Annotated in this window: 17 protein-coding genes and 1 rRNA gene; 11 read left to right on the forward strand and 7 right to left on the reverse strand. The window is 66.6% G+C overall.

What is annotated here, in order from left to right; genetic code table 11:
- Positions 1-92: ribosomal RNA gene (gene rrf / locus ACFTR6_RS16000) — 5S ribosomal RNA — on the forward strand; the annotation flags it as partial.
- A 70-nt stretch (positions 93-162) separates the two neighbouring features.
- On the opposite strand, the gene ACFTR6_RS16005 is transcribed toward rrf, so the two are convergent.
- From ACFTR6_RS16005 to ACFTR6_RS16015, 3 genes are all read right to left on the reverse strand, one after another.
- Positions 163-2,127 carry a multicopper oxidase domain-containing protein gene (locus tag ACFTR6_RS16005; protein ID WP_377958609.1) on the reverse strand — a complete coding sequence of 655 codons (1,965 nt, stop codon included), beginning with the start codon at positions 2,125-2,127 and terminating at the stop codon, positions 163-165.
- 198 nt (positions 2,128-2,325) lie between these two features.
- Positions 2,326-4,239: a cytochrome c oxidase assembly protein gene (locus ACFTR6_RS16010; RefSeq protein WP_377958610.1), complete on the reverse strand. Its 1,914-nt coding sequence runs from the start codon at positions 4,237-4,239 to the stop codon at positions 2,326-2,328.
- 308 nt (positions 4,240-4,547) lie between these two features.
- Positions 4,548-5,492 (reverse strand): hypothetical protein, encoded by a 945-nt coding sequence (locus tag ACFTR6_RS16015; RefSeq protein ID WP_377958611.1) that lies wholly within the window; start codon positions 5,490-5,492, stop codon positions 4,548-4,550.
- A 36-nt stretch (positions 5,493-5,528) separates the two neighbouring features.
- Here ACFTR6_RS16015 and ACFTR6_RS16020 point away from each other — a divergent pair, with 36 nt between their 5' ends.
- From ACFTR6_RS16020 to ACFTR6_RS16065, 10 genes are all read left to right on the forward strand, one after another.
- On the forward strand, positions 5,529-6,407 hold the full coding sequence (locus ACFTR6_RS16020) for a hypothetical protein (protein ID WP_087874145.1): 879 nt from the start codon (positions 5,529-5,531) through the stop codon (positions 6,405-6,407).
- 6 nt (positions 6,408-6,413) lie between these two features.
- Positions 6,414-7,403, forward strand: coding sequence for an HAD-IIA family hydrolase (locus tag ACFTR6_RS16025; protein WP_087874144.1), 990 nt, complete (start codon positions 6,414-6,416; stop codon positions 7,401-7,403).
- A 12-nt stretch (positions 7,404-7,415) separates the two neighbouring features.
- A complete protein-coding gene (locus tag ACFTR6_RS16030) occupies positions 7,416-7,754 on the forward strand; it encodes a hypothetical protein (protein ID WP_377958612.1) in 339 nt (112 codons plus the stop codon).
- Positions 7,755-7,756: 2 nt separating this feature from the next.
- A complete protein-coding gene (locus ACFTR6_RS16035) occupies positions 7,757-8,569 on the forward strand; it encodes a TlyA family RNA methyltransferase (RefSeq protein WP_377958613.1) in 813 nt (270 codons plus the stop codon).
- A gap of 13 nt (positions 8,570-8,582) precedes the next feature.
- Positions 8,583-9,608 (forward strand): NAD kinase, encoded by a 1,026-nt coding sequence (locus ACFTR6_RS16040; RefSeq protein WP_076798077.1) that lies wholly within the window; start codon positions 8,583-8,585, stop codon positions 9,606-9,608.
- A 3-nt stretch (positions 9,609-9,611) separates the two neighbouring features.
- The gene (gene recN, locus ACFTR6_RS16045) at positions 9,612-11,351 is read left to right on the forward strand and encodes a DNA repair protein RecN (RefSeq protein WP_076798076.1); all 1,740 of its coding nucleotides are present in this window, start codon (positions 9,612-9,614) and stop codon (positions 11,349-11,351) included.
- A gap of 108 nt (positions 11,352-11,459) precedes the next feature.
- A complete protein-coding gene (locus ACFTR6_RS16050; protein WP_076798075.1) occupies positions 11,460-13,214 on the forward strand; it encodes a CTP synthase in 1,755 nt (584 codons plus the stop codon).
- Positions 13,215-13,246: 32 nt separating this feature from the next.
- Entirely contained in the window at positions 13,247-13,909 is a 663-nt protein-coding gene (locus ACFTR6_RS16055; protein ID WP_377958614.1) for an NUDIX domain-containing protein, read from the forward strand.
- Complete coding sequence (xerD, locus tag ACFTR6_RS16060; RefSeq protein ID WP_377958615.1) at positions 13,909-14,949, forward strand: site-specific tyrosine recombinase XerD; 1,041 nt, start codon at positions 13,909-13,911, stop codon at positions 14,947-14,949. Before ACFTR6_RS16055 ends, xerD begins: the two co-directional genes overlap by 1 nt.
- A gap of 103 nt (positions 14,950-15,052) precedes the next feature.
- A complete protein-coding gene (locus ACFTR6_RS16065; protein ID WP_377958616.1) occupies positions 15,053-15,544 on the forward strand; it encodes an 8-oxo-dGTP diphosphatase in 492 nt (163 codons plus the stop codon).
- Positions 15,545-15,649: 105 nt separating this feature from the next.
- Here the strand turns inward: ACFTR6_RS16065 and ACFTR6_RS16070 are convergent, their stop codons facing one another.
- The 4 genes from ACFTR6_RS16070 to ACFTR6_RS16085 form a co-directional block, all read right to left on the reverse strand.
- Entirely contained in the window at positions 15,650-16,789 is a 1,140-nt protein-coding gene (locus tag ACFTR6_RS16070) for a bifunctional 2-methylcitrate synthase/citrate synthase (protein WP_377958617.1), read from the reverse strand.
- 70 nt (positions 16,790-16,859) lie between these two features.
- A complete protein-coding gene (gene prpB / locus ACFTR6_RS16075) occupies positions 16,860-17,765 on the reverse strand; it encodes a methylisocitrate lyase (protein WP_377958618.1) in 906 nt (301 codons plus the stop codon).
- Positions 17,766-19,286, reverse strand: coding sequence for an MmgE/PrpD family protein (locus ACFTR6_RS16080; RefSeq protein ID WP_377958619.1), 1,521 nt, complete (start codon positions 19,284-19,286; stop codon positions 17,766-17,768). It lies immediately after the preceding gene.
- Complete coding sequence (locus tag ACFTR6_RS16085) at positions 19,279-19,935, reverse strand: GntR family transcriptional regulator (protein WP_076798069.1); 657 nt, start codon at positions 19,933-19,935, stop codon at positions 19,279-19,281. The genes ACFTR6_RS16080 and ACFTR6_RS16085 overlap by 8 nt, the downstream gene beginning before the upstream one ends.
- Positions 19,936-20,287 lie beyond the last annotated feature (352 nt).

A 20,287-nucleotide genomic window follows, 5' to 3' on the forward strand; every position in this document is an offset into this window, starting at 1 on the left:
CGCCCGGTCCCATTCCGAACCCGGAAGCTAAGACCCACAGCGCCGATGGTACTGCACCCGGGAGGGTGTGGGAGAGTAGGTCACCGCCGGACACTCATTTGAGAAAAAACGGTCGAGAGCCCCAACCAAGCAATTGGTCGGGGCTCTCCCGCATTTAAGGACTTAGCTGGTGCGGACTGTGGCGGTCGCCGTACCGCCGCGGCTTGAGTCCGCCCTCACCACCTTGACTTGCACTGAGGGGCCGGGTTTGGTTGTCCAGGTCCAGTTGCCCAAGGAGTTGATAGTCGTGGCGCCGATGCGGGTAGCCGCCCGGCCCGGAGTGACGTCGTACAGTGTCACCGTTCCGCCCGTTGCTGTGCCCGAGTACTTGCACGTTCCCGCGAAAGTGATGTCCTTCCTCAACCGGTGCCTCGCCGTAGTGATGGTGACAACGTCCGTTTGGGTTGCCGGCTGTGTGGTCACCGGTGCTGCTGACTGGGTGGGCACCGTAGTTACGGGCGCAGCCGTCTCCGTGGTCACCGGGGCAGCGGACTGAATAGGTGCTGCACTCTCCGTGGCTTCGGGGCTGGCCGTCTCGGTCGGCTGGGTGGTCCCGCCAGAAGCCGGTGTCTCGCCAATCAGGTGCGGGCGGACAGCATCAATCGGGTGGTTGGGGTCGTCCTCGTTGGTGTCTATGCCAACGCTGAACTGGGCCATCATGTCATGGTCCTCGTGTGGCAGGTTGTGGCAGTGGATCATGTACCGGCCCCGGTGGTGCTCGAACTTCATGAGCAACCGGACCGTCTCGCCTTCGCCCACGTAGACCACGTCCTTGGGTCCGCGTTCGTAGGGGAAGGGCGCCCTCCCGTTGCGGCTGAGGATCTGGAAGTCCACGAGGTGGATGTGGACCGGGTGGAACCAGCCGCCGGAGCTGTTTTCGATCTCCCAGATTTCCACGTCATTGAGGTCCGGATCAGCGAGGACCTTCCGGTAGCCGCTCTTCACAACTTCGTCCCACGTCATGCCGCCGATGGTCCAGGTCTCGAGATCGCGCTTCACGCGCATGTGCCGGGTCTTCACGGACTGGGACGTTTTCAGGCTCATCGTACCGCTGGCGGCGAGCAGCGTCGGCAGTACGCGGGCGCCTGGGCCGGATGTGTCCACTGGTTCGCTGGTCACATCAAAGGCCATGATCCGGCCTGTGTAGTCGTAGTCCACGTTGTTTTTGTTGGACAGGTTGCGGAGCTCCACACGCTTGCCGACGGGGTACTTCGAGAAGTCGATGAGAATCTCATAGCGTTCCGCGCCGGCCTGCCGCCAGGACGTGACCTGCTGCGCCGTCGGCATCAGGCCTCCGTCCGTCGCGACCATGGTCACCGGATCTCCCGTGCTGAGGGAGAAACGGTACGAGCGCGCGATGGAGGCATTGAGGATGCGGAAGCGGTAGATCCTGCGCTGGACCTTCATCACCGGCCATGGTGCCCCGTTGACCAGGATGACGTCGCCCCACAGGCCTGAATGGGTGTTGTCGTTGTACCCGAGCTGGCCGTTGGCCGCGAACATGGCGTCTGAAATCGTCAGCGGCACGTCGAACTTGCCCTGTGGAAGTATGTTGCCTTCCACCTCGTCATGCAGGTGGTACTGGCCGGCCAGGCCGGAGTAGACGCTCTGGGCGGTGTTGTGCACGGCGTGGTCGTGGTACCACAGCGTTCGTGCCGGCTGGAAGTTGGGGTATTGGTAGTCCTTGCAGTAGCCCAGCCCGGTGAGGTCGTTGGCGTAGCCGTCGTACTGCGGCAGGGACGCTGATCCGTGCAAGTGGGTAGAGGTGTCCAGCCGGTACCCCCACTGCGGGTGGAACATAGGCAGCACATTGTCCATTTCCAGGGTGATGCGTTCGTCCTTGTTCACCTTGATGGTGGGCCCCGGAAACGTTCCGTTGTAGCCGAGGATGGGAGTGCTGAGGCCCGGCACGATATTCGCCAAGGCTGCCCTCTGTTCGATCTGGTACAGGTGCCGCTTGTGGCCGTCCGGGTCCACCGTCGTGCTCTTGGGCTTGAGCACCTCCGGAATGGGAAGGGTCCGCTGGTAGGGCCTCGGCATGTTGCGGGACGCCAGCAGACTGGCCGACTTTGCGTTGACCGAAGTCAACGGGACAGCCAACCCGAAGGCGCCGATGATTCCGACTCCACCTATTTGCAATGCCTGACGGCGTGATACTGACACGGCCGAACCTCCCCAAGTCTTTGATAAATCCAAATGCTTTAGTTGAAGGGTGTACTACCTACCCTGCGGAAACCTTGAAAAGAGATAGGGGCCAAGCCGACCTTCTTGGGTGGCCCCGAGTAGTCAGTTTTCCGGGGACATGACAAGGTCTTGGGCAGGCGCCGAATCCCGGTGTTTCCCGGGGCTCCCGGAGGGGCGCTGACCAACCCGCCGAAGCAGTACCACCGCGGCTGCGCACAGGGAGCAGCCCGCCACCATCCACATGGCAGCGCCGGCGGGCTCCACAACTGCCAGAACCGGCTGGTCCCAGGGCTGGCTCGCAGTGACCACCCATGCTTCCCGCCGGGAGTCCGGCAGTTGGTCCGCCTGTTGGGCGAGGGCCCAGCCATGCATTGCATAGAGTCCGGCCACTGCAGCCAGGGTGACCAGTTGCGTGGCCAGGGAGGCGGCAGGCGTGCCGCCAGGACTGTGGGCAAGGGACGCGAAGAACAGGCAGCCGGAGAACAGGGCCAGCAGCGCCATCGCCTGATAGCCGAACTGCGTGCGCGATGAATATTCCAACAAAGGCGTGTAGTACAGCACCGCAAGCACTGCCGCCAGCACGGCGGCCGGAACGTACGGCGCCGACGAAGCGGCCCTGACCGGACGAAGCGCCAGATCAAGTACCACGGCCGCCCCGACCGTCCCGTCAGGCCTCGGGCGCACGGCGAGCCTGGCCAGGGTGAGCGGTGCACCCGAAACCAGCAGGAGCGGAACGACTGCCATGAGGAGCATCTGTGTCAGGACGTGTGTGCTGATCAAGTACTCCTGGTAAACCCGGATTCCTCCGTTCGTCACCAGGAACAGGAGCGTGATTCCCACCCCCCACGTCGCTGTGCGGTGGAGAGGCCAGTGCCCGCCCTGCAGCCGCACCCGCCGAATGGCGGCGACATACAGGATGACCGCGAGGCCGCACGCAACTATCCAGAGGGGGTCCGGCTTCCAGTTGCTGAACACATCAAGGAAGCCCGGCACCCGCACGGTTTCCGGAGCTGGTGCTCCCTGCACAACGCTTGGCGGCCGGGTGCGCGCTAGCGCCGCAGCCATTCCTGACGCGGCAGCCATGACGGCGAGCTCGGTGACGGCCAGGGCAATGAAGAGAGCCGGTCCCTTGCCGGGCGCAGCCTCCAGCCTTCCAAGGACCCACCTCCTGTGCAGTGCTCCGCAGGCGCCGAGGCCCACGAGGGCAACGGTTTTAGCTACCAATATGAAGCCGTACGGGCTCGCCAGTCCTTCCACAGTGCCGACCCCTGCCCACGCAGCCGCTGCGCCTGAAACAGCCAGGGCAACGAAGGACAGCAGTGCCAACGTCGAGTAGCGCCGCACCGCGGTGGACAGGTCGGCGCCGAGGAACCGCCGCAGGAGGACGAGGGCAGCCAGTCCGCCGACCCAGACGGCGGCGGCGGCCATGTGCATCACCACGGAAACCGTGCTGTCGGCGTGGCCGCCGCCGCCGGCAGCATGGGAGTTCAGGGCCAGGGGAAACAGGGCTGTGGAGCCAAGTACCGCAGTCAGGACCACCGCCCGCTGGCTTTGGACGCCGAAGCAGAGAAGCGCCACGATGGCGGTAATCAGGACGGTCAGGGCGCTTCGCCTGCCTGCGTCGACGTCCGTCAGGTAGCTAATGAAGATGGCCCCTGAACCATCGGAGAACAGGGGCAGGTTGGCCAGCGAGTGAAACGTCAGAACACTGTTAACGGCGGCCGCCACCGTCCAAAGCACTGCAGAAATTCCGGCAAGGCTTAGGGATTTCGCATACGCCTGTCCGTTTGGAGGCAGGGCAACAAGGGCAAGGACCAGCGGCCCGAGCGTGCCCGCGGCCGCAGCATTGAACACAAGTTTGGCAACCGGCAGCCCCCAGATGACCGCTGCGCCGGTCCGGTCCAGGAGTGCTGCTTCCTGGCCTGCCTCGGTCGAGTAGGCAACGAGTAGTGCCAGCAGCCCGCAGGCAAGGATTGTGGCAGCAGCGGCCACCGGCTTCGTCCGTGATTTATTCATGGTTCCCCCTAGGCGATGCTGTCGGGGCCAGTTTTGCCACGCCTCCTTGGATTTTCCCTGTGGGGTGGCCGGTACCTGCCCGCGCCGGTCAGACGCGAATAGCCGCCCCGGGCCGCAGCAGGTGGAGCGGCCTGCGGTCTGTGAGGATGCACACGCCGGCCCGTGGAAGGCCTTCGCCGTTGGTAGCTGGCGCCGGCTCTCACCTAGAATTGCTAGAGATATGCGGACACCGGATGCTTCATCACGGGTCGCGCAAGACAACCAAACACGGATAAGAGCGGCTGCACATCGCGCCAGTGGTCGGCTCACTACAGGAGGAATCCACCATGGCTGAGCACAAGGGCGGCGGTTACCGCGGCGGAAACGACGGGGGCAACTCGGGAAGCAACCGGGGACGGCAGGGGGGCCCGTTTAGGGGGACCAATAACTCCGGCGGCGATCCGCGGGGCTTCCGCGCCCGTGATGGCCGTGGTTTCGGCGGTGACCGTGACCGTAAGCCGTATGGCGACGGTCCGCGTCGTGAGGGCGAGGGTGATCGCCGCGGTTTCGGTGGCGGCGAGCGTAAATCGTTTGGTGATCGTGACCGTAAGCCGTTTGGTGACCGTCCCCGTCGTGAGGGCGACGGCGACCGGCGCAGCTTTGGTGACCGTGACCGTAAGCCGTTTGGTGATCGTCCGCGCCGTGAGGGCGAGGGTGACCGGCGCGGCTTTGGTGGCGGCGAGCGTAAGCCGTTTGGTGATCGTGACCGTAAGCCGTTTGGTGATCGTCCGCGCCGTGATGGCGACGGCGACCGGCGCGGTTTTGGGGGCGGTGATCGCCGCGGCTTTGAAGGTGGTGGTGAGCGCCGGCCGTTTGGTGATCGTGACCGCAAGCCGTTTGGTGACCGTCCGCGTCGTGAGGGCGACGGCGACCGCCGCAGCTTTGGTGGCGGAGAAAACCGCCGCCCCTTCGGCGACCGTGCAGATCGACAGGACCGTGCAGATCGACAGGACCGAGGACCGCGCGAGGAACGTGCTGGTCGTCAGGACCGCGCCGGCTGGCAGGACCGTGGCCCCCGTGAGGACCGTGCACTCCGGGGCTTTGACCGCGGCGACTCCGGTCCCCGCCAGTACGGCCGTGACAGGGCAGAGGACCGCCCCGCCCGGGTTCCCAACGCCCGCGACCTCCGTAGCGCCAACCGTCCGGACCGCGAGCGTTCGCCCGAGATCGACGAGGACGTCACGGGCAAGGAACTCGACCGCGCCACGCAGCACCAGATCAAGACTCTGGAATCGAAGAGTGCAGAATGGGTGGCCCGCCACCTGGTGATGGCCGGACGGCTCCTCGACGAAGAGCCCGAACTGGCTTTCCAGCACGCCCTCGCCGCCAGCCGCCGGGGCGGCCGCCTGGCCGCCGTGCGTGAGGCTGTCGGTCTCACGGCGTACGCAGCCGGACACTACGGCGAAGCCCTGCGCGAATTCCGCACCTACCGGCGGATCAGCGGTTCAAACGTCCACCTGCCCGTGATGGCCGACTGCGAACGCGGCCTCGGCCGTCCCGACCGCGCCCTTGACGTCGTCCGTTCCGAGGAGGCCCAGGACCTCGACGCCCCCGGCAAGGTGGAGCTGGCAATTGTCGCCTCCGGTGCCCGCGCGGACCTTGGCCAGCTGGACGCCGCCGTCGCGGAGCTGGAGATCCCTCAGCTGGACATCAACCGCGCCTTTTCTTACAGCCCGCGCCTGTTCCGCGCCTATGCTGACGCGCTGACCGCCGTCGGCCGCGAAGACGAGGCTGGAAAGTGGCAGCGGCAGGCCGTCGTGGCGGAAGAAGCCCTGGGGCAGGGCATGGCCGAGGAACCGGACATCATCGACCTCGGCTGGGATGAGGAAGAGGAAGCCCGCGAAGAAGCCGAACGCCGGAAGCGGATTGCGCAGGCCGCAGGCACGGCCGCGCAGGCCGGCACGGAGTCTTCCGGCAACGAGGCCGCCACCGCTGTCAGCGCCGGTGAGGAAGCTGCTGCACAGCGTCCCTCGGTGGACGCGGCGGAGGAAAACATAGATGACGCGGAAGCGGACTACTTCGAATCCGACGATGCAGAGTCTGACGAGTATTCCGCAGAACCTGACGAGGACGATGAACACACCGAACACCAGGACGCTGACGGGCGCCAGAACGGCTCGGAGGACTAGTCCGCCATGAACGATGAACAACTGATTTCGCGGTTCGATGCCCTGCTTGCTGACTTGGACGGTGTTGTCTACAGAGGTCCGCACGCCATCCCTGGCGCTGTCGATTCCCTGCAGCGGCTGGCCGGGATCGGCGTCGGCCTCGGTTACGTCACCAATAACGCCTCCCGTACCCCGGCACAGGTCGCTGCCCACCTGCGCGAGCTTGGTGCCCCCGCCGAGGACCACCAGGTGGTGAGCTCCTCCCAGGCTGGGGCTGACCTGCTGGCGTCCCTGCTTCCCGCAGGCGCCGCCGTGCTGATTACGGGCAGCCCGGCACTGGCCCACGAGGTTGAGCTTGTTGGCCTGAAGCCGGTGCACAGCGCCGAGGAGAAGCCGGTGGCGGTCGTGCAGGGCTTCAACCCGGCGATCGGCTGGAAGGAACTCGCCGAAGCGTCGTTCGTCCTGGCTGACGGCGACGTGCAGTGGGTTGCGACGAACACCGACATGACTCTTCCGCAGTCCCGGGGAACCGCGCCCGGCAACGGATCCCTGGTCGCCGCAGTGGCGGCAGCGACCGGCCGGCAACCCCTCGTCGCCGGCAAACCGGAAGCTCCGCTGTTCCACGCCGCGGCCAAGCGGCTCTCGTCCGACCGTCCGCTGGTGGTGGGCGACCGCCTCGACACCGACATCCTGGGCGGCAACCGGGCCGGCTTTGCCACTGTGGCCGTGCTGACCGGCATCGACACCCTGGAAACCATGCTGGCCGCCAAGACGGACGAGCGGCCCCGCTACATCATCCATGACCTGACCGGCCTGTATGAGCCGTATCCGGAGATTGATAACGACGGCGGGACGTTCCGTTGCGGGAACGCCACGGCAACCGTGGAAGGCGATGCCATCCGCATCACCGGTGCCAAGGACAATCTCGATTCGTGGCGTGCGGCGTGCGCGGCATGGTGGACGGCCAGGCCCGAGGCCGACAGCCCCACGGCTCCCGAACTCAAATGGCTGGATTAATAGACTGGTGCCATGCCCGAGTTGAGTAACGACGAGTCGGACGCTGCAGCTGTGGACGCTGCAGCTGTGGACGCTGCAGCTTCAGACACTGCAGTTTCAGACACTGTCTGGCCGGAGTTGGCGGTGTCCGGCAGCGGTTCCTCGGATGCCGCAGCCGCCGATCCCGCGGTGCTTGCCATCCTGGAACGGGTCCGCGACGTTCCCGGGCTGCCGGTTTCGGAGCACCAGGCCGCCTATGCCGGCATGCATGACGCCCTGCTTGAAGCCCTGAACCAAGAGCCACCGCACAGTCAGCCGCAGCACGGTCAGCAGCAGCACGGTGCGCCGCGTCCCGGCCCGGGTGCTGCCTGACCATGCCCAGACTCGACCAACTGCTCGTCAGCAGGGGACTGGCGCGCTCCCGCACGCATGCCGCCCGGCTCATCGCCGAGGGCAAGGTGACTTCCGGCGGCGATGTCCTGGCCAAAGCGTCGCTCCAGGTGGGCGCTGACCGGGAACTGAGCGTTGCCGAAGATGCGGCGGACGCGTACGTCAGCCGGGCCGGCCACAAGCTGGCCGGAGCGCTCGACGCGTTCCCCGCCGTCGCCGTCGAAGGCAAACGGTGCCTTGACGCCGGCGCCTCCACGGGTGGTTTTACTGACGTCCTGCTCCGGCGGGGCGCCGCGCACGTGGTGGCGGTCGACGTCGGGCACGGCCAGCTGGTGCCGCAGCTCCGCAGCGATCCGCGCGTCAGTGTGCATGAGGGGATGAACGTCCGCTACATGGAGCCCGGCCAGATCGGCGGCCCGGCCGAGGTCACGGTCGCTGACCTGTCCTTCATTTCGCTGACGCTGGTGCTGGCCCCGCTGGCAGCGTGCACCGCCCCGGGCGGCGACCTGGTCCTCATGGTCAAGCCACAGTTCGAGATCGGCAAGGAGCGGCTCGCCCGCACGGGAGTGGTCACCTCGGAACGCGAACGGCGGCTGGCTGTCGGTAAAGTGGCGGGGGCGGCGCTCGACGCCGGACTGGAACTGCGGGGGCTGGCCACCAGCCCCTTGCCGGGCCAGGACGGAAATGTCGAATACTTCCTGTGGATAACGCAAAGAATGTCCGAAGACTTGCCTAAGATCGAAGAGCGGGACGCAGCCGTGGCTGCGTTGCTGGGAAAGATCTGGCCGAACCACTAGAGAGCGGAACGCGATGAGCAGGCGTGTACTGGTACTTGCCCACACCGGCCGCGAGGAATCCCTAAAGGCGGCCTGGGAGGCGTGCGCCCAGCTCCACGCCTCCGGCATCATCCCCGTCATGCAGAAGTCCGAGCTGAGCGACATGGAGGGCTTCTTCGGGCAGATGGAGCAGCCAGTCGAAATCCTCCACGACCATATCCAGCTTCCCGACGTCGAACTGGTCATGGTGCTGGGCGGCGACGGGACCATTCTCAGGGCGGCCGAACTGGTCCGTGAAGAGGATGTGCCGCTGCTGGGCGTCAACCTCGGCCACGTCGGTTTCCTCGCCGAGAGCGAGCGTGCGGACCTCGCCCAGACAGTCGAGTGGATCGCCAGCCGTGAATACACGGTGGAGGAGCGCATGACCATCGACGTCCAGGTCTGGGTCCGCGGCCAGAAGATCTGGCACACGTGGGCCCTGAACGAGGCCGCCATCGAAAAAGGCGACCGGGAGCGCATGCTCGAACTGGTCACGGAAGTGGACGAGCGCCCGCTGACCTCCTTTGGCTGCGATGGCGTGGTGCTCGCGACGCCCACGGGATCCACCGCCTACGCGTTCTCTGCCGGCGGCCCGGTGGTGTGGCCGGAGGTTGAGGCCCTCCTGATTGTGCCCATCAGCGCGCATGCCCTCTTCGCCAAACCGCTGGTGGTCTCGCCGCGGTCCCGGCTGGCCGTCGAAGTCCTCAACCGGACGGACGCCCTGGGCGTGCTGTGGTGTGACGGCAGGCGCTCCGTGGACCTGCCGCCCGGTGCCCGCGTGGAGGTCACCCGGTCCGCCACGCCCGTTCGCCTGGCCCGCACGCACCAGACCCCGTTCTCGGCGCGGCTGGTCCGCAAGTTCGAGCTCCCCATCCATGGCTGGCGCGGCCCCGTGCCGCAGTCCGAGCAGATACACACGGGGCCCGTCCCGATCGTCCGCACACCCCGGACCATGGCGCCGCCCTCGGGCCTCCGGCCATACGAACCCGGTTCAGAATCCGATCCTCCGACTGAAAAGTGAACCATGCTTGAAGAACTGAGAATCCGAGATCTCGGCGTCATCACCGACGCCACGCTGCCGCTGGGCCCCGGGCTCAGCGTGGTCACCGGCGAGACCGGTGCCGGCAAGACCATGGTGGTCACCGCCGTTGGGCTGCTGCTGGGAGCCCGGTCGGACGCCGGCGCAGTGCGCAGCGGCGCCAAGAGCGCCTCCGCCGAAGCGGTGGTGCAGCTTCAGTCCGGGCACCTCGCGCTGGAACGCGCCAGGGACGCCGGTGCCGAGGTTGAAGAGTTCGACGGCGGCGCGGAACTGCTGCTGTCCCGGCGCCTGGGTGCCGACGGACGCAGCCGGGCGTTCCTCGGCGGGCGGGCTGCCCCCGTGGGAGTGCTGGCCGAAATCGGCGAGTCGCTGGTGGTGGTGCACGGGCAGACGGACCAGATCCGGCTCAAAGGCGCCGCGGCCCAGCGTGAGGCCCTCGACAAGTTCGCGGGGGATGGGCTGGCGTCCACGCTCGCCTCATTCCAGGACCTCTACAGCTCCTGGAAATCCAGCCAGGCAGAGCTGGACTCGCTGCGCAGCGCGGAGCGCGAGCGTCTCCGCGAGGCCGAGTCCCTTGAAGCCGCGCTGGCGGAGATCGACGCCATCGACCCGCAGCCGGGGGAGGACGAGGCCCTGAAGGCCGAGTCCGTGAAGCTGGCCAACGTCGAGGAACTGCGGATCGCCGCCACCACGGCACACCAGGCCCTCATTGCCGAGGACTTCGGCGAGGCCGGAGACGCCACGTCGCTCGTGGATGCGGCCAAGCGCACCCTGGAGCACGTGGCCGAACATGACGAGGAACTCGGGTCGGCGGCCGCCCGCCTCGCCGAGGTGGGGTTCCTGCTCAACGACATCGCCACCGAACTGGCCAGCTACCAGGCGGGGCTGGATTCGGAGGGGCCGGAACGGCTGGCAGAGATCGAGGAACGCCGGGCAGCCCTGGCCAAGCTGGTCCGGAAGTACGCCCCGAGCATCGATGAGGTGCTCGAATGGGCGGAGACCGCCCGGGCACGCTTTGACGAACTGCAGGGTGACTCCACCCGGATCGAAAACCTGGAAGCCGAGGTGGCCAGGGCCGGGGCGGAGCTGAAGAAGCAGGCCGCAGCCATCAGCAAGGTCCGTGCCAAGGCCGCCAAGGACCTTTCCGCCCGGGTCAGCGCCGAGCTGAAGGCACTCGCCATGGCTGACGCCACCCTGGTGATCACGATCGAACCCGCCGCCCAGCTTGGGCCCCACGGCGGTGACGAGATCTCGTTCCTGCTGCAGCCGCACTCCGGCGCCCCCGCCCGGCCGCTGGGCAAGGGCGCGTCCGGCGGCGAGCTCTCCAGGGTCATGCTGGCCATCGAGGTGGTGCTGGCTGCTGTTGACCCCGTGCCCACGTTCGTCTTCGACGAGGTCGACGCCGGCGTCGGCGGACGTGCCGCCGTCGAGATCGGCCGGCGGCTGGCCATGCTGGCCCGCCATGTCCAGGTCCTGGTGGTGACGCACCTGCCACAGGTGGCGGCCTTCGCCGACCAGCACATCCGTGTGACCAAGAACTCGGTGCGCGGCTCCGACGGCTCCACCGCCAAGGGCTTCACCTCCAGCGACGTCCAGCTCCTCGACGAGGCTGAACGCGTCAAGGAACTGGCACGGATGCTGGCAGGCCAGGAGGACTCCGAAACCGCGCAGGCGCACGCCCAGGAGCTGCTGGACGACGCAAAGCTCCTGCCCCAGCAGGCGTAAGCCCGGCCGGGCCAACGTGGCGCTCCCGGCTGCCCTTGCCGGAAGCGCCTGGACAGGGAAAACTGAAGCCTTTGGGGACGCATACCCGACCCGTGGAAGGCGCAGATGATGATAGGCTCGAATTCCGTGGTGCAGCGATCAAATTCCCGTGTAAATTCCCGGTTCCCGGGCTCGTCCAAGACAAAGCACATCTTCGTCACCGGTGGTGTGGCGTCCTCGCTAGGCAAGGGACTGACGGCCTCCAGCCTCGGACACCTGCTGCGGGCACGCGGCTTGTCTGTAACTATGCAGAAGCTCGATCCCTACCTGAACGTGGATCCGGGCACGATGAACCCCTTCCAGCACGGCGAGGTTTTCGTCACAGACGACGGTGCTGAAACCGACCTCGACATCGGACACTACGAGCGCTTCCTCGACGAAAACCTCGAGGGTTCGGCCAACGTAACCACCGGCCAGGTCTACTCCACGGTCATCGCCAAGGAACGCCGTGGCGAATACCTCGGTGACACCGTCCAGGTCATCCCGCACATCACCGACGAGATCAAGCGCCGGATGCGGCTTCCCGCCGAGGGCAAGAATGCCCCGGACGTCATCATCACGGAAATCGGCGGGACCGTTGGCGACATCGAGTCCCAGCCCTTCCTCGAGTCCGCCCGCCAGGTCCGCCAGGACATCGGCCGGACTAACGTCTTCTTCCTCCACGTTTCGCTGGTGCCGTACATCGGTCCGTCGCAGGAACTGAAGACCAAGCCCACGCAGCACTCCGTGGCCGCCCTCCGCTCCATCGGCATCCAGCCGGAAGCCATCGTGATCCGCTCGGACCGCGAAGTCCCCGAGGCCATGCGCGAGAAGATCGGCCGCATGTGCGACGTCGATATCGACGCCGTGGTTAACGCCGCCGACGCCCCCAGCATCTACGACATCCCCAAGACCCTGCACACGCAGGGCCTGGATTCGTACATCGTCCGCGCGCTGGACCTGCCGTTCAAGGACGTGGACTGGACCAGCTGGGACAAGCTCCTCGAAGCTGTCCACAACCCCAAGCACGAGGTCGAAATTGCCCTCGTGGGCAAGTACATCGACCTCCCGGACGCCTACCTCTCCGTCACGGAGGCACTGCGCGCCGGCGGTTTTGCCAACAACGCCAAGGTCAAGATCCGCTGGGTGCCCTCCGACGAATGCGAAACCCACGAGGGTGCGGTGCGCTCCCTGGAAGGCGTGGACGCGATCTGCGTGCCGGGCGGCTTCGGCATCCGCGGCCTGGAAGGCAAGCTGGGCGCCCTGAAGTTTGCCCGCGAGTCCCGGCTGCCCGTCCTGGGCCTGTGCCTTGGCCTGCAGTGCATGGTCATCGAATACGCCCGCAACGTGGTCGGCCTCGAGGGTGCCTCCTCCAGCGAGTTTGAGCCGGACTCCAAGTACCCCGTCATCGCCACGATGGAAGAGCAGCTGGAATTCGTCGAGGGCCGTGGCGACCTCGGTGGCACCATGCGCCTTGGCCTGTACGAGGCCAAGCTGGACGAGGGCTCGGTCATCGCCGAGACCTACGGCAAAACCACCGTCAGCGAACGGCACCGCCACCGGTACGAGGTGAACAACAAGTACCGCGAGCAGATTGCCGCCGAGGGCCTGGTGTTCTCCGGCACGTCTCCGGACGGCAAGCTGGTGGAATACGTGGAGCTGCCCCGCGAGGTGCACCCCTACTACGTGGCCACCCAGGCGCACCCCGAACTGAGCTCACGGCCCACCCGGCCGCACCCGCTCTTTGCCGGACTGGTGAAGGCCGCCCTGGACCACCAGAGCGGCAGCGCCGCGAACGCGTTCGAACCCGCCGCGGCCGCCACCGGCGAAGCCGCAGCAGAATAGATTCACAGCACCCATAGAGTAAGGACGGCGCGATGCCCGGTAATTCTGAAGTCACCCCTGCTGGCCGGCAGGTTTCGGATGCGCCGAGCCCGCGCCGTCTGCTCTCCCGTGAGCGGGTCTATAACGGCCGGATCTGGGACGTAGTCAGCGACAGCTTCAAGCTCACCGCCGAGGGCGACCCCCTGGTCCGGGACTACATCGAACACCCCGGTGCCGTCGCTGTGCTCCCCATGAACGACGACGGCGAAGTGCTGCTGATCAAGCAGTACCGTCACCCCGTGGGCATGGACCTGTGGGAGATTCCCGCGGGCCTGCTCGACATCGAGGGCGAGGACTTCCTGGTGGGCGCCGCACGTGAACTCGCCGAGGAAGCGGACCTGATCGCCAGCAAGTGGAATGTCCTGGTGGACTTCTTCAACTCGCCCGGCTCCTCCAGCGAGGCTATCCGCATTTACCTCGCCCGCGGACTCACCGAGGTCCCGCATCACGAACTGCACGTCCGCACGGACGAAGAGGCAGAAATCGAACTGCACTGGATCCCGCTGGAGGACGCTGTCTCCGCGGTGCTGGATGGAAGCCTGCACAACCCGTCGGCCGTCGTCGGAATCCTCGCTGCCGCCGCCGCCAAGGCGGACGGCTTCAATGGACTGCGGCCGGGCGACGCCGAGTGGCCGGCGCACCCCAGCCAGCGCTGATGTCCGCGGACACGGCGGCACCGGAGGATACCCCGGTGACCGAGGCCGAAACGCCGGCACCCAGGCTGACGCCAGGCACGGACACCTCACCATCGGCACGGCCCCGCACCGCGATTGACCGCGGCGTGACCGACTACCTTCAGCACATGGGCGTCGAACGCGGCCTGGCCGCGAACACCCTGTCCGCCTACCGCCGCGACCTCGCCCGCTATTCCACCTACCTCGCCGGGCAGGGACTCAGCAGCCCGGCTGACATCACCCGCCACCACGTGACGGGCTTTGCCCAGGCGCTCTCCGACGGCGCCGACGGCGGCACCCCGCTCGGGGTGCGGTCGGCGGCGCGGACTGTGGTTGCGGTCCGTGGACTGCACCGCTTTTGGGCGCTGGAAGGAACGACGACGGCGGACCCCGCCAGCGATGTCCACCCGCCAATGCCCGGCAAACGCCTGCCCAAGGCCATCACCGTGGACGAGGTCACCAGGATCCTGGAAGCCGCCGGCACAGACACTGCAACGGGCCTCCGGGACCGGGCGTTGCTGGAGTTCCTGTACTCCACCGGGGCTCGGATCAGCGAGGCCGTAGGGCTGGACGTGGACGATCTCTCCGTGCAGGCAGCCGAATCCGGTCCTGCCATCGTGCGGCTGTTCGGCAAGGGCTCCAAGGAACGCCTCGTGCCGCTCGGCTCCTTCGCCGCCCGTGCCCTTGACGCCTACCTGGTCCGGGGACGCCCGCTGCTCGCTGGGAAGGGCAAGGGCACCCCTGCGCTGTTCCTCAATGCCAGGGGAGGTCGGATCAGCCGGCAAAGCGCCTGGACCATCCTGAAGGCGGCGGCGGACAAGGCCCAGATCACCAAGGATGTTTCCCCGCACACCCTGCGCCACTCCTTTGCCACCCACCTGCTCGAAGGGGGAGCGGATGTCCGCGTGGTCCAGGAACTGCTCGGGCATGCCTCGGTGACCACCACCCAGGTGTACACCCTGGTCACCGCCGACACCCTGCGGGAAGTTTACGCCGCGGCGCATCCCCGCGCCCTGGGATAAACCGGCGCTGGATAAACCGGCGCTGGGTAAACCCGGGCCTGGGGATAAATCCTGGCCCTGGGACAGAACTGCGGATAGCGGCGGCACCGCTAGGCTGGTCTGCATGACCTCCGTGCCCGTTACCCTCTGCTTTCTCCTCCGGGAACACCCGGAAGCAGGGACGGAGGTGCTCCTTGGCCTGAAGAGGACCGGCTTCGGAACAGGCAAGATCGTCGGGCTCGGCGGCCATGTGGAGGTTGGCGAGACCGACGCCCAGGCGGCGTGCCGGGAGGTGTTGGAGGAGGCCGGCGTCGTCGTCCTCGAAGAAGACCTGTCCGACGCGGGAACAGTGGAATTCGTCTTTCCTGCCCGCCCCGACTGGAACATGTCGACCCGTCTTTTCACCACCCGCCGGTGGATGGGTGATCCCGTCGAGAGCTCCGAGATCATTCCGGAGTGGTTCCTGGTTTCCGCCCTTCCCCTGGAACGCATGTGGCAGGATGCGGAACACTGGCTGCCCCTGGCGCTGGCCGGAAGCGTCGTCGATGCCGTCATCACCCTGAACGACGACAACGAGACCGTGGCGTCGGCCGAATATTCTTTCCGGGGCGTGTAACCGCCCGTTCTCTGGCGGAAAATGGACGACGCCGGGCCAGCCACCAAAAAGGTGACCGGCCCGGCGTCGTCCATTTCCGGCGTCGTGCGCTTTACGGGTGACCCGCTACGGGACGTGCCGTTCGTCCGGACCGTTGTAAGCGCTCAGCGGGCGGATGAGCGAGTTCGCGTTCAGCTGCTCCATGAAGTGGGCGGTCCAGCCGGTGATGCGGCTGGCGACGAACAGCGGCGTGAACATGTTCGTGTCGAAGCCCATCAGGTGGTAGGTCGGGCCGGCCGGGTAGTCCAGGTTCGGCTTGATGCCCTTGGCCTCGTCCATCGCCGATTCGAGCCCGTTGTACAGGCCCAGCAGCTCGGGCCGGCCGAAGTGGGCAATCATCTTGTCGAGGGCGGCCTTCATGGTGGGCACGCGGGAATCGCCGTGCTTGTAGACCCGGTGCCCGAAGCCCATGACCTTCTTCTTCCGGGCCAGGGCGTCCTCCATCCAGGCCTTGGCACGGACGGCGGCCTCCTCGAGCGACTCCTCGGGCCGGATCCCGATCTCGTCGAACGTGTGCATGACGGCCTCGTTGGCTCCGCCGTGCAGCGGCCCCTTGAGCGCGCCGATGGCGCCGGTCACCGCCGAATGGAGGTCCGACAGGGTGGACATGATGACGCGGCCGGTGAAGGTGGAGGCGTTGAAGGAGTGCTCGGCATACAGAATCATGGAGACATTGAAGGCCTCCACCACTTCGGCCACCGCTTCCTCGCCGAACGTCATCCAGAGGAAGTTGGCCGAGTAGCCCAGGTCGTCCCGCGGCTCGATGAGGTCCTGGCCGCGGCGCCGGCGCTGGTCGTACGCCACCACGGCCGGCATGGCGGCGAACAGGTCCAGGGCTTTGGCCATGTTGGCCTCGGGGGAGGAATCCTCCGCCAGCTCATGGCGGGCGCCCATCACTGATGCGGCGGTGCGGCACACATCCATCGGATGGGCCGTCACCGGCAGGGCATCAACCACCTGCTTGACCACGGGATCCAGCCGCCGTCCCGCCCGCTCGCGGGCCGTGAAATCACTCAGCTCGCCGGAAGACGGCAGCTCGCCGTTCCACAGCAGGTAAGCAACCTCTTCGAAGCTGCACCTGGCGGCGAGCTCCTGAACAGGGTAGCCGCGGTACAGCAGTGAGTTCGTGTCGGGATTGACCTTCGAGACAGCGGTGTAGTCGACCACCACGCCGTCGAGGCCCTTCTTGATCTCTACGTCAGCCATGCTGAACTCCTTCGTTCCTTGCGTCCGATAACCGGCCGGACCGGCCGGTGGTCCTGCGGGGATGTGGGCGTCAGTCCGTTCCGGGAATCCGGAAGTTGAAGACGCCGGTATCAAAGCGGTTGTAGGCCTCGTAATCCACCAGGTCGTACAGCCGCGCGCGCGTCAGCATGCTCCCTACCTGTGCCTCCTGCGTTCCGTCGGCCCTGATTGAGTCCAGCGTACGCTCAGCCGCCCCCATGGCACTACGGAGCAGGGTGACCGGATAAATCACCATGTTCACACCCACTTCCTGCAGCTGGTCGACGGTAAAGAGATCGCTCTTGCCGAACTCGGTCATGTTGGCCAGGATCGGCACGTTGACGGCGTCGCGGATGGCCTGGAACTCGGCCAGGTCCTTCATCGCTTCGGGGAAGATGGCGTCGGCGCCGGCCTCGACGAGGGCCTTGGCCCGGTCCTTCGCGGCGTCCAGTCCTTCCACTGCACGGATGTCCGTGCGCGCCATGATGAGGAAGTTCGGGTCCCGCCGTGCATCCGCCGCCGCGCGGATGCGTTTGGTGGCGGTGTCCAGGTCAACGACGTTTTTGCCGTCGAGGTGGCCGCAGCGCTTGGGGTTGAACTGGTCCTCGATGTGGCAGCCGGCGAGCCCGGCGTTTTCGAGTTCCTGGACGCTGCGGGCCACGTTCATGGGTTCGCCGAAGCCGGTGTCGGCGTCCACGATGCAGGGCAGGTCGGTCATGCGGGCGATCTGTCCGGCCCGTGTTGCCACCTCGGTGAGGGTGGTGAGGCCGATGTCCGGCAGGCCCAGGTCATTGGCCAGGACAGCGCCGGAGATGTAGACACCGGCGAAGCCTTTTTCCTCGATCAGCCGCGCGGAGAGTGGGTTGAACGCGCCCGGGAACTGCTGGATAGTTCCGGAACCCAACAGCTCGCGGAACTTGCGGCGCTTCTGCTCCGGGGTGGTGGCGGAGTACAGCATCTAGAACAGCCCCTTGGGAGCGGCGTTGAAGTCGATGACGCCGGGCGCCGCAGCGATGTTGAGCTGGTCCAGCTCGCCGGCAGCCAGTTCCGGAAGGCGTTCGACGGCGGCCAGGAACCTGTCGATTTCTTCCTCCGTCACGAGGTCTTTGGCAAGGGTGCGGAACTTGTTCACGTACTGCTCGCGGGTGAACGGCCGGGCGCCCAGCGGGTGGGCGTCGGCGACGGCGATCTCATCGCGGATGACCGTGCCGTCCGTGAGCGTGATCTCCACGGAGCCGCCGAAGGCCTTCTCGGAGATGTCCAGGGAGTGGTAGCGGCGGGTCCACTCGGGATCCTCCACCGTGGACACCTTCTGCCACAGCTCCACTGTGTCAGGGCGGGCGGCGCGTTCGGGGGAGTAGGAGTCCACGTGGTGCCAGGAACCGTCCTGCAGCGCGACCGTGAAGATGTACGGGATGGAGTGATCCAGGGTTTCCCGGCTGGCGGTGGGGCTGTACTTCTGGGGATCGTTGGCGCCGGAGCCGATCACGTAGTGGGTGTGGTGGCTCGTCTTGATCAGGACGGACTTCACGTTCGCCGGATCGGTTGCTTCCGGGTGCTCCCGGTTGAGCTTGCGGGCGAGGTCGATCCACGCCTGGGCCTGGTACTCGGCGGAGTGTTCCTTGGTGTAGGTGTCCAGGATGGCCCGCTTGGCTTCGCCGGCTTCGGGCAGCGGAACCTCGTAGGAGGCGTCCGGGCCGTCCAGCATCCAGGCGATGACGCCGTCCTCACCCTCATAGATCGGCACGGGGGACGTCTGTCCCCGCATGGACCTGTCCACCGCCTCCACTGCCATCTTTCCGGCAAATGCCGGGGCGTGCGCCTTCCACGTGGAAATCTCACCCTTGCGGGACTGGCGCGTCGCCGTGGTGGTATGCAGGGCCTGGCCGACGGACTGGAAGATGGTTTCGACGTCGAGCCCCAGGAGAGTGCCGATGCCGGCCGCGGCCGAGGGGCCGAGGTGGGCGACGTGGTCGATCTTGTGCTTGTGCAGGCAGATCGCCTTCACCAGATTCACCTGGATCTCGTAGCCCGTGGCGATGCCGCGGATCAGGTCCGCACCGCTGGAGCCCACGTGCTGGGCGACAGCAAGGATCGGCGGAATGTTGTCGCCGGGGTGCGAGTAGTCCGCAGCGAGGAAGGTGTCGTGGTAGTCGAGTTCCCTCACGGCCACGCCGTTGGCCCAAGCGGCCCACTCGGGGGAGACGCGTTCGCCGATGCCGAAGACCTTGGCCCCCTTGCCGCCGCTGGACGGTGAGTGTGTGAGGGCCTGCGCCCGGGCTGCAATGATGGGGGCGCGGTTCAGCGAGGCAACGGCCACGGAGGCGTTATCGATGATGCGGTTGATCACCATGTCCGTGACGTCGGCGGTCACTTCGACGGGATCAGCGGCAACCACTGCAATCTTGTGGGCCAACTGCTGTTCGCGCGGGAGATTTTCCTCGCTCTTGTAGACGCGGACGTGGTGTTCCTTAACCATGGGACTCCTTCTGGGCGGATGTGTGGACGGCTTTGACGTGGGAAAGGCTGCGGTGCAGGTGGACGGTGGTGGCCGCTTCGGCCAGCCGCGGGTTGCCTTCAGCGATGGCTTCGGCGATGGCGGCATGTTCGGCTGCGGCGGCTGTCAGCCGGGCCTGGTCGTCCGCGGCCAGCCTGCGGACCCGGACCAGATGGACGCGCAGGCTGCGCATGGCCTGCGCCAGGTAGGAATTGGAGATGGCACTGTCAATGGCGGTGTCCAGGCGGCCGACGAGCTCGTAGTAGTCGTGCCGGGCAGGATCGGGGGAGTTGAGCAGGGCAGGCGCAGCCAGCAGTTCCTCCTGGAGTCCGCGGAAGACGCCGGCATCGCCGCGCTCCGCGGCCAGCGCGGCTGCTTTCCCCTCGAGGGTCTCGCGGAGCTCGAACAGTTCATCGATGTCCTCCAGTGAGATGTCGGTGACGACGACGCCACGGCCGCCCGCCGTCGTCAAACCTTCCGCCGTCAGCCGGCTGAGGGCTTCGCGGAGGGGCGTTCGGGAGACCCCAAGGCGTTCAGACTGCTCGACTTCGGCGAGGACTGTACCGGGGAGGAGGCGCCATTCGATGATGTCATCGCGCAGTGCGGCATAAGCCCTGTCGCTCGCGCGCATCCCGCCTCCTTCCCTCGCTTCAACTTGTCTTGAGTGTATACACAAGAGGCGAGCTTGCCTAGCTTTTCCCAAGATCCCCGCCCGTCACGAGGCTCATGTGTATACATCGGGTGGCTGCGGCGGAGCTTTCGGAGGTGTACCGTTTCTGTCGGCTGGGCGAGGTTTGACGGCAATTGTGCCTGTGGTCTGCGGCAGGGCCGGTAAGAATGTCAGTGCCTCTGATCACAATGGGTCTATGGAAGGTATTGGGGGGGCTCTCCGCAGACCGGGCCGTAGGGCCCGGTGCCGGCGGGTTGGCTTCTGTAAGAGGGAGCGACGGCGGTGGCTGGGTCAGCGGGGTCACCTCCGATCG

This window comes from Arthrobacter sp. NPDC057009, from assembly GCF_042673905.1.
Classification (GTDB): domain Bacteria; phylum Actinomycetota; class Actinomycetes; order Actinomycetales; family Micrococcaceae; genus Arthrobacter.

Coding starts and splice junctions, on each gene's coding strand:
- ACFTR6_RS16050 (WP_076798075.1), top strand. CDS start 11,460: ATGATAGGCTCGAATTCCGTGGTGCAGCGATCAAATTCCCGTGTAAAT.
- recN (WP_076798076.1), top strand. CDS start 9,612: ATGCTTGAAGAACTGAGAATCCGAGATCTCGGCGTCATCACCGACGCC.
- ACFTR6_RS16065 (WP_377958616.1), top strand. CDS start 15,053: ATGACCTCCGTGCCCGTTACCCTCTGCTTTCTCCTCCGGGAACACCCG.
- ACFTR6_RS16085 (WP_076798069.1), bottom strand. CDS start 19,935: ATGCGCGCGAGCGACAGGGCTTATGCCGCACTGCGCGATGACATCATC.
- xerD (WP_377958615.1), top strand. CDS start 13,909: ATGTCCGCGGACACGGCGGCACCGGAGGATACCCCGGTGACCGAGGCC.
- ACFTR6_RS16030 (WP_377958612.1), top strand. CDS start 7,416: ATGCCCGAGTTGAGTAACGACGAGTCGGACGCTGCAGCTGTGGACGCT.
- prpB (WP_377958618.1), bottom strand. CDS start 17,765: ATGCTGTACTCCGCCACCACCCCGGAGCAGAAGCGCCGCAAGTTCCGC.
- ACFTR6_RS16035 (WP_377958613.1), top strand. CDS start 7,757: ATGCCCAGACTCGACCAACTGCTCGTCAGCAGGGGACTGGCGCGCTCC.
- ACFTR6_RS16070 (WP_377958617.1), bottom strand. CDS start 16,789: ATGGCTGACGTAGAGATCAAGAAGGGCCTCGACGGCGTGGTGGTCGAC.
- ACFTR6_RS16080 (WP_377958619.1), bottom strand. CDS start 19,286: ATGGTTAAGGAACACCACGTCCGCGTCTACAAGAGCGAGGAAAATCTC.
- ACFTR6_RS16040 (WP_076798077.1), top strand. CDS start 8,583: ATGAGCAGGCGTGTACTGGTACTTGCCCACACCGGCCGCGAGGAATCC.
- ACFTR6_RS16010 (WP_377958610.1), bottom strand. CDS start 4,239: ATGAATAAATCACGGACGAAGCCGGTGGCCGCTGCTGCCACAATCCTT.
- ACFTR6_RS16055 (WP_377958614.1), top strand. CDS start 13,247: ATGCCCGGTAATTCTGAAGTCACCCCTGCTGGCCGGCAGGTTTCGGAT.
- ACFTR6_RS16025 (WP_087874144.1), top strand. CDS start 6,414: ATGAACGATGAACAACTGATTTCGCGGTTCGATGCCCTGCTTGCTGAC.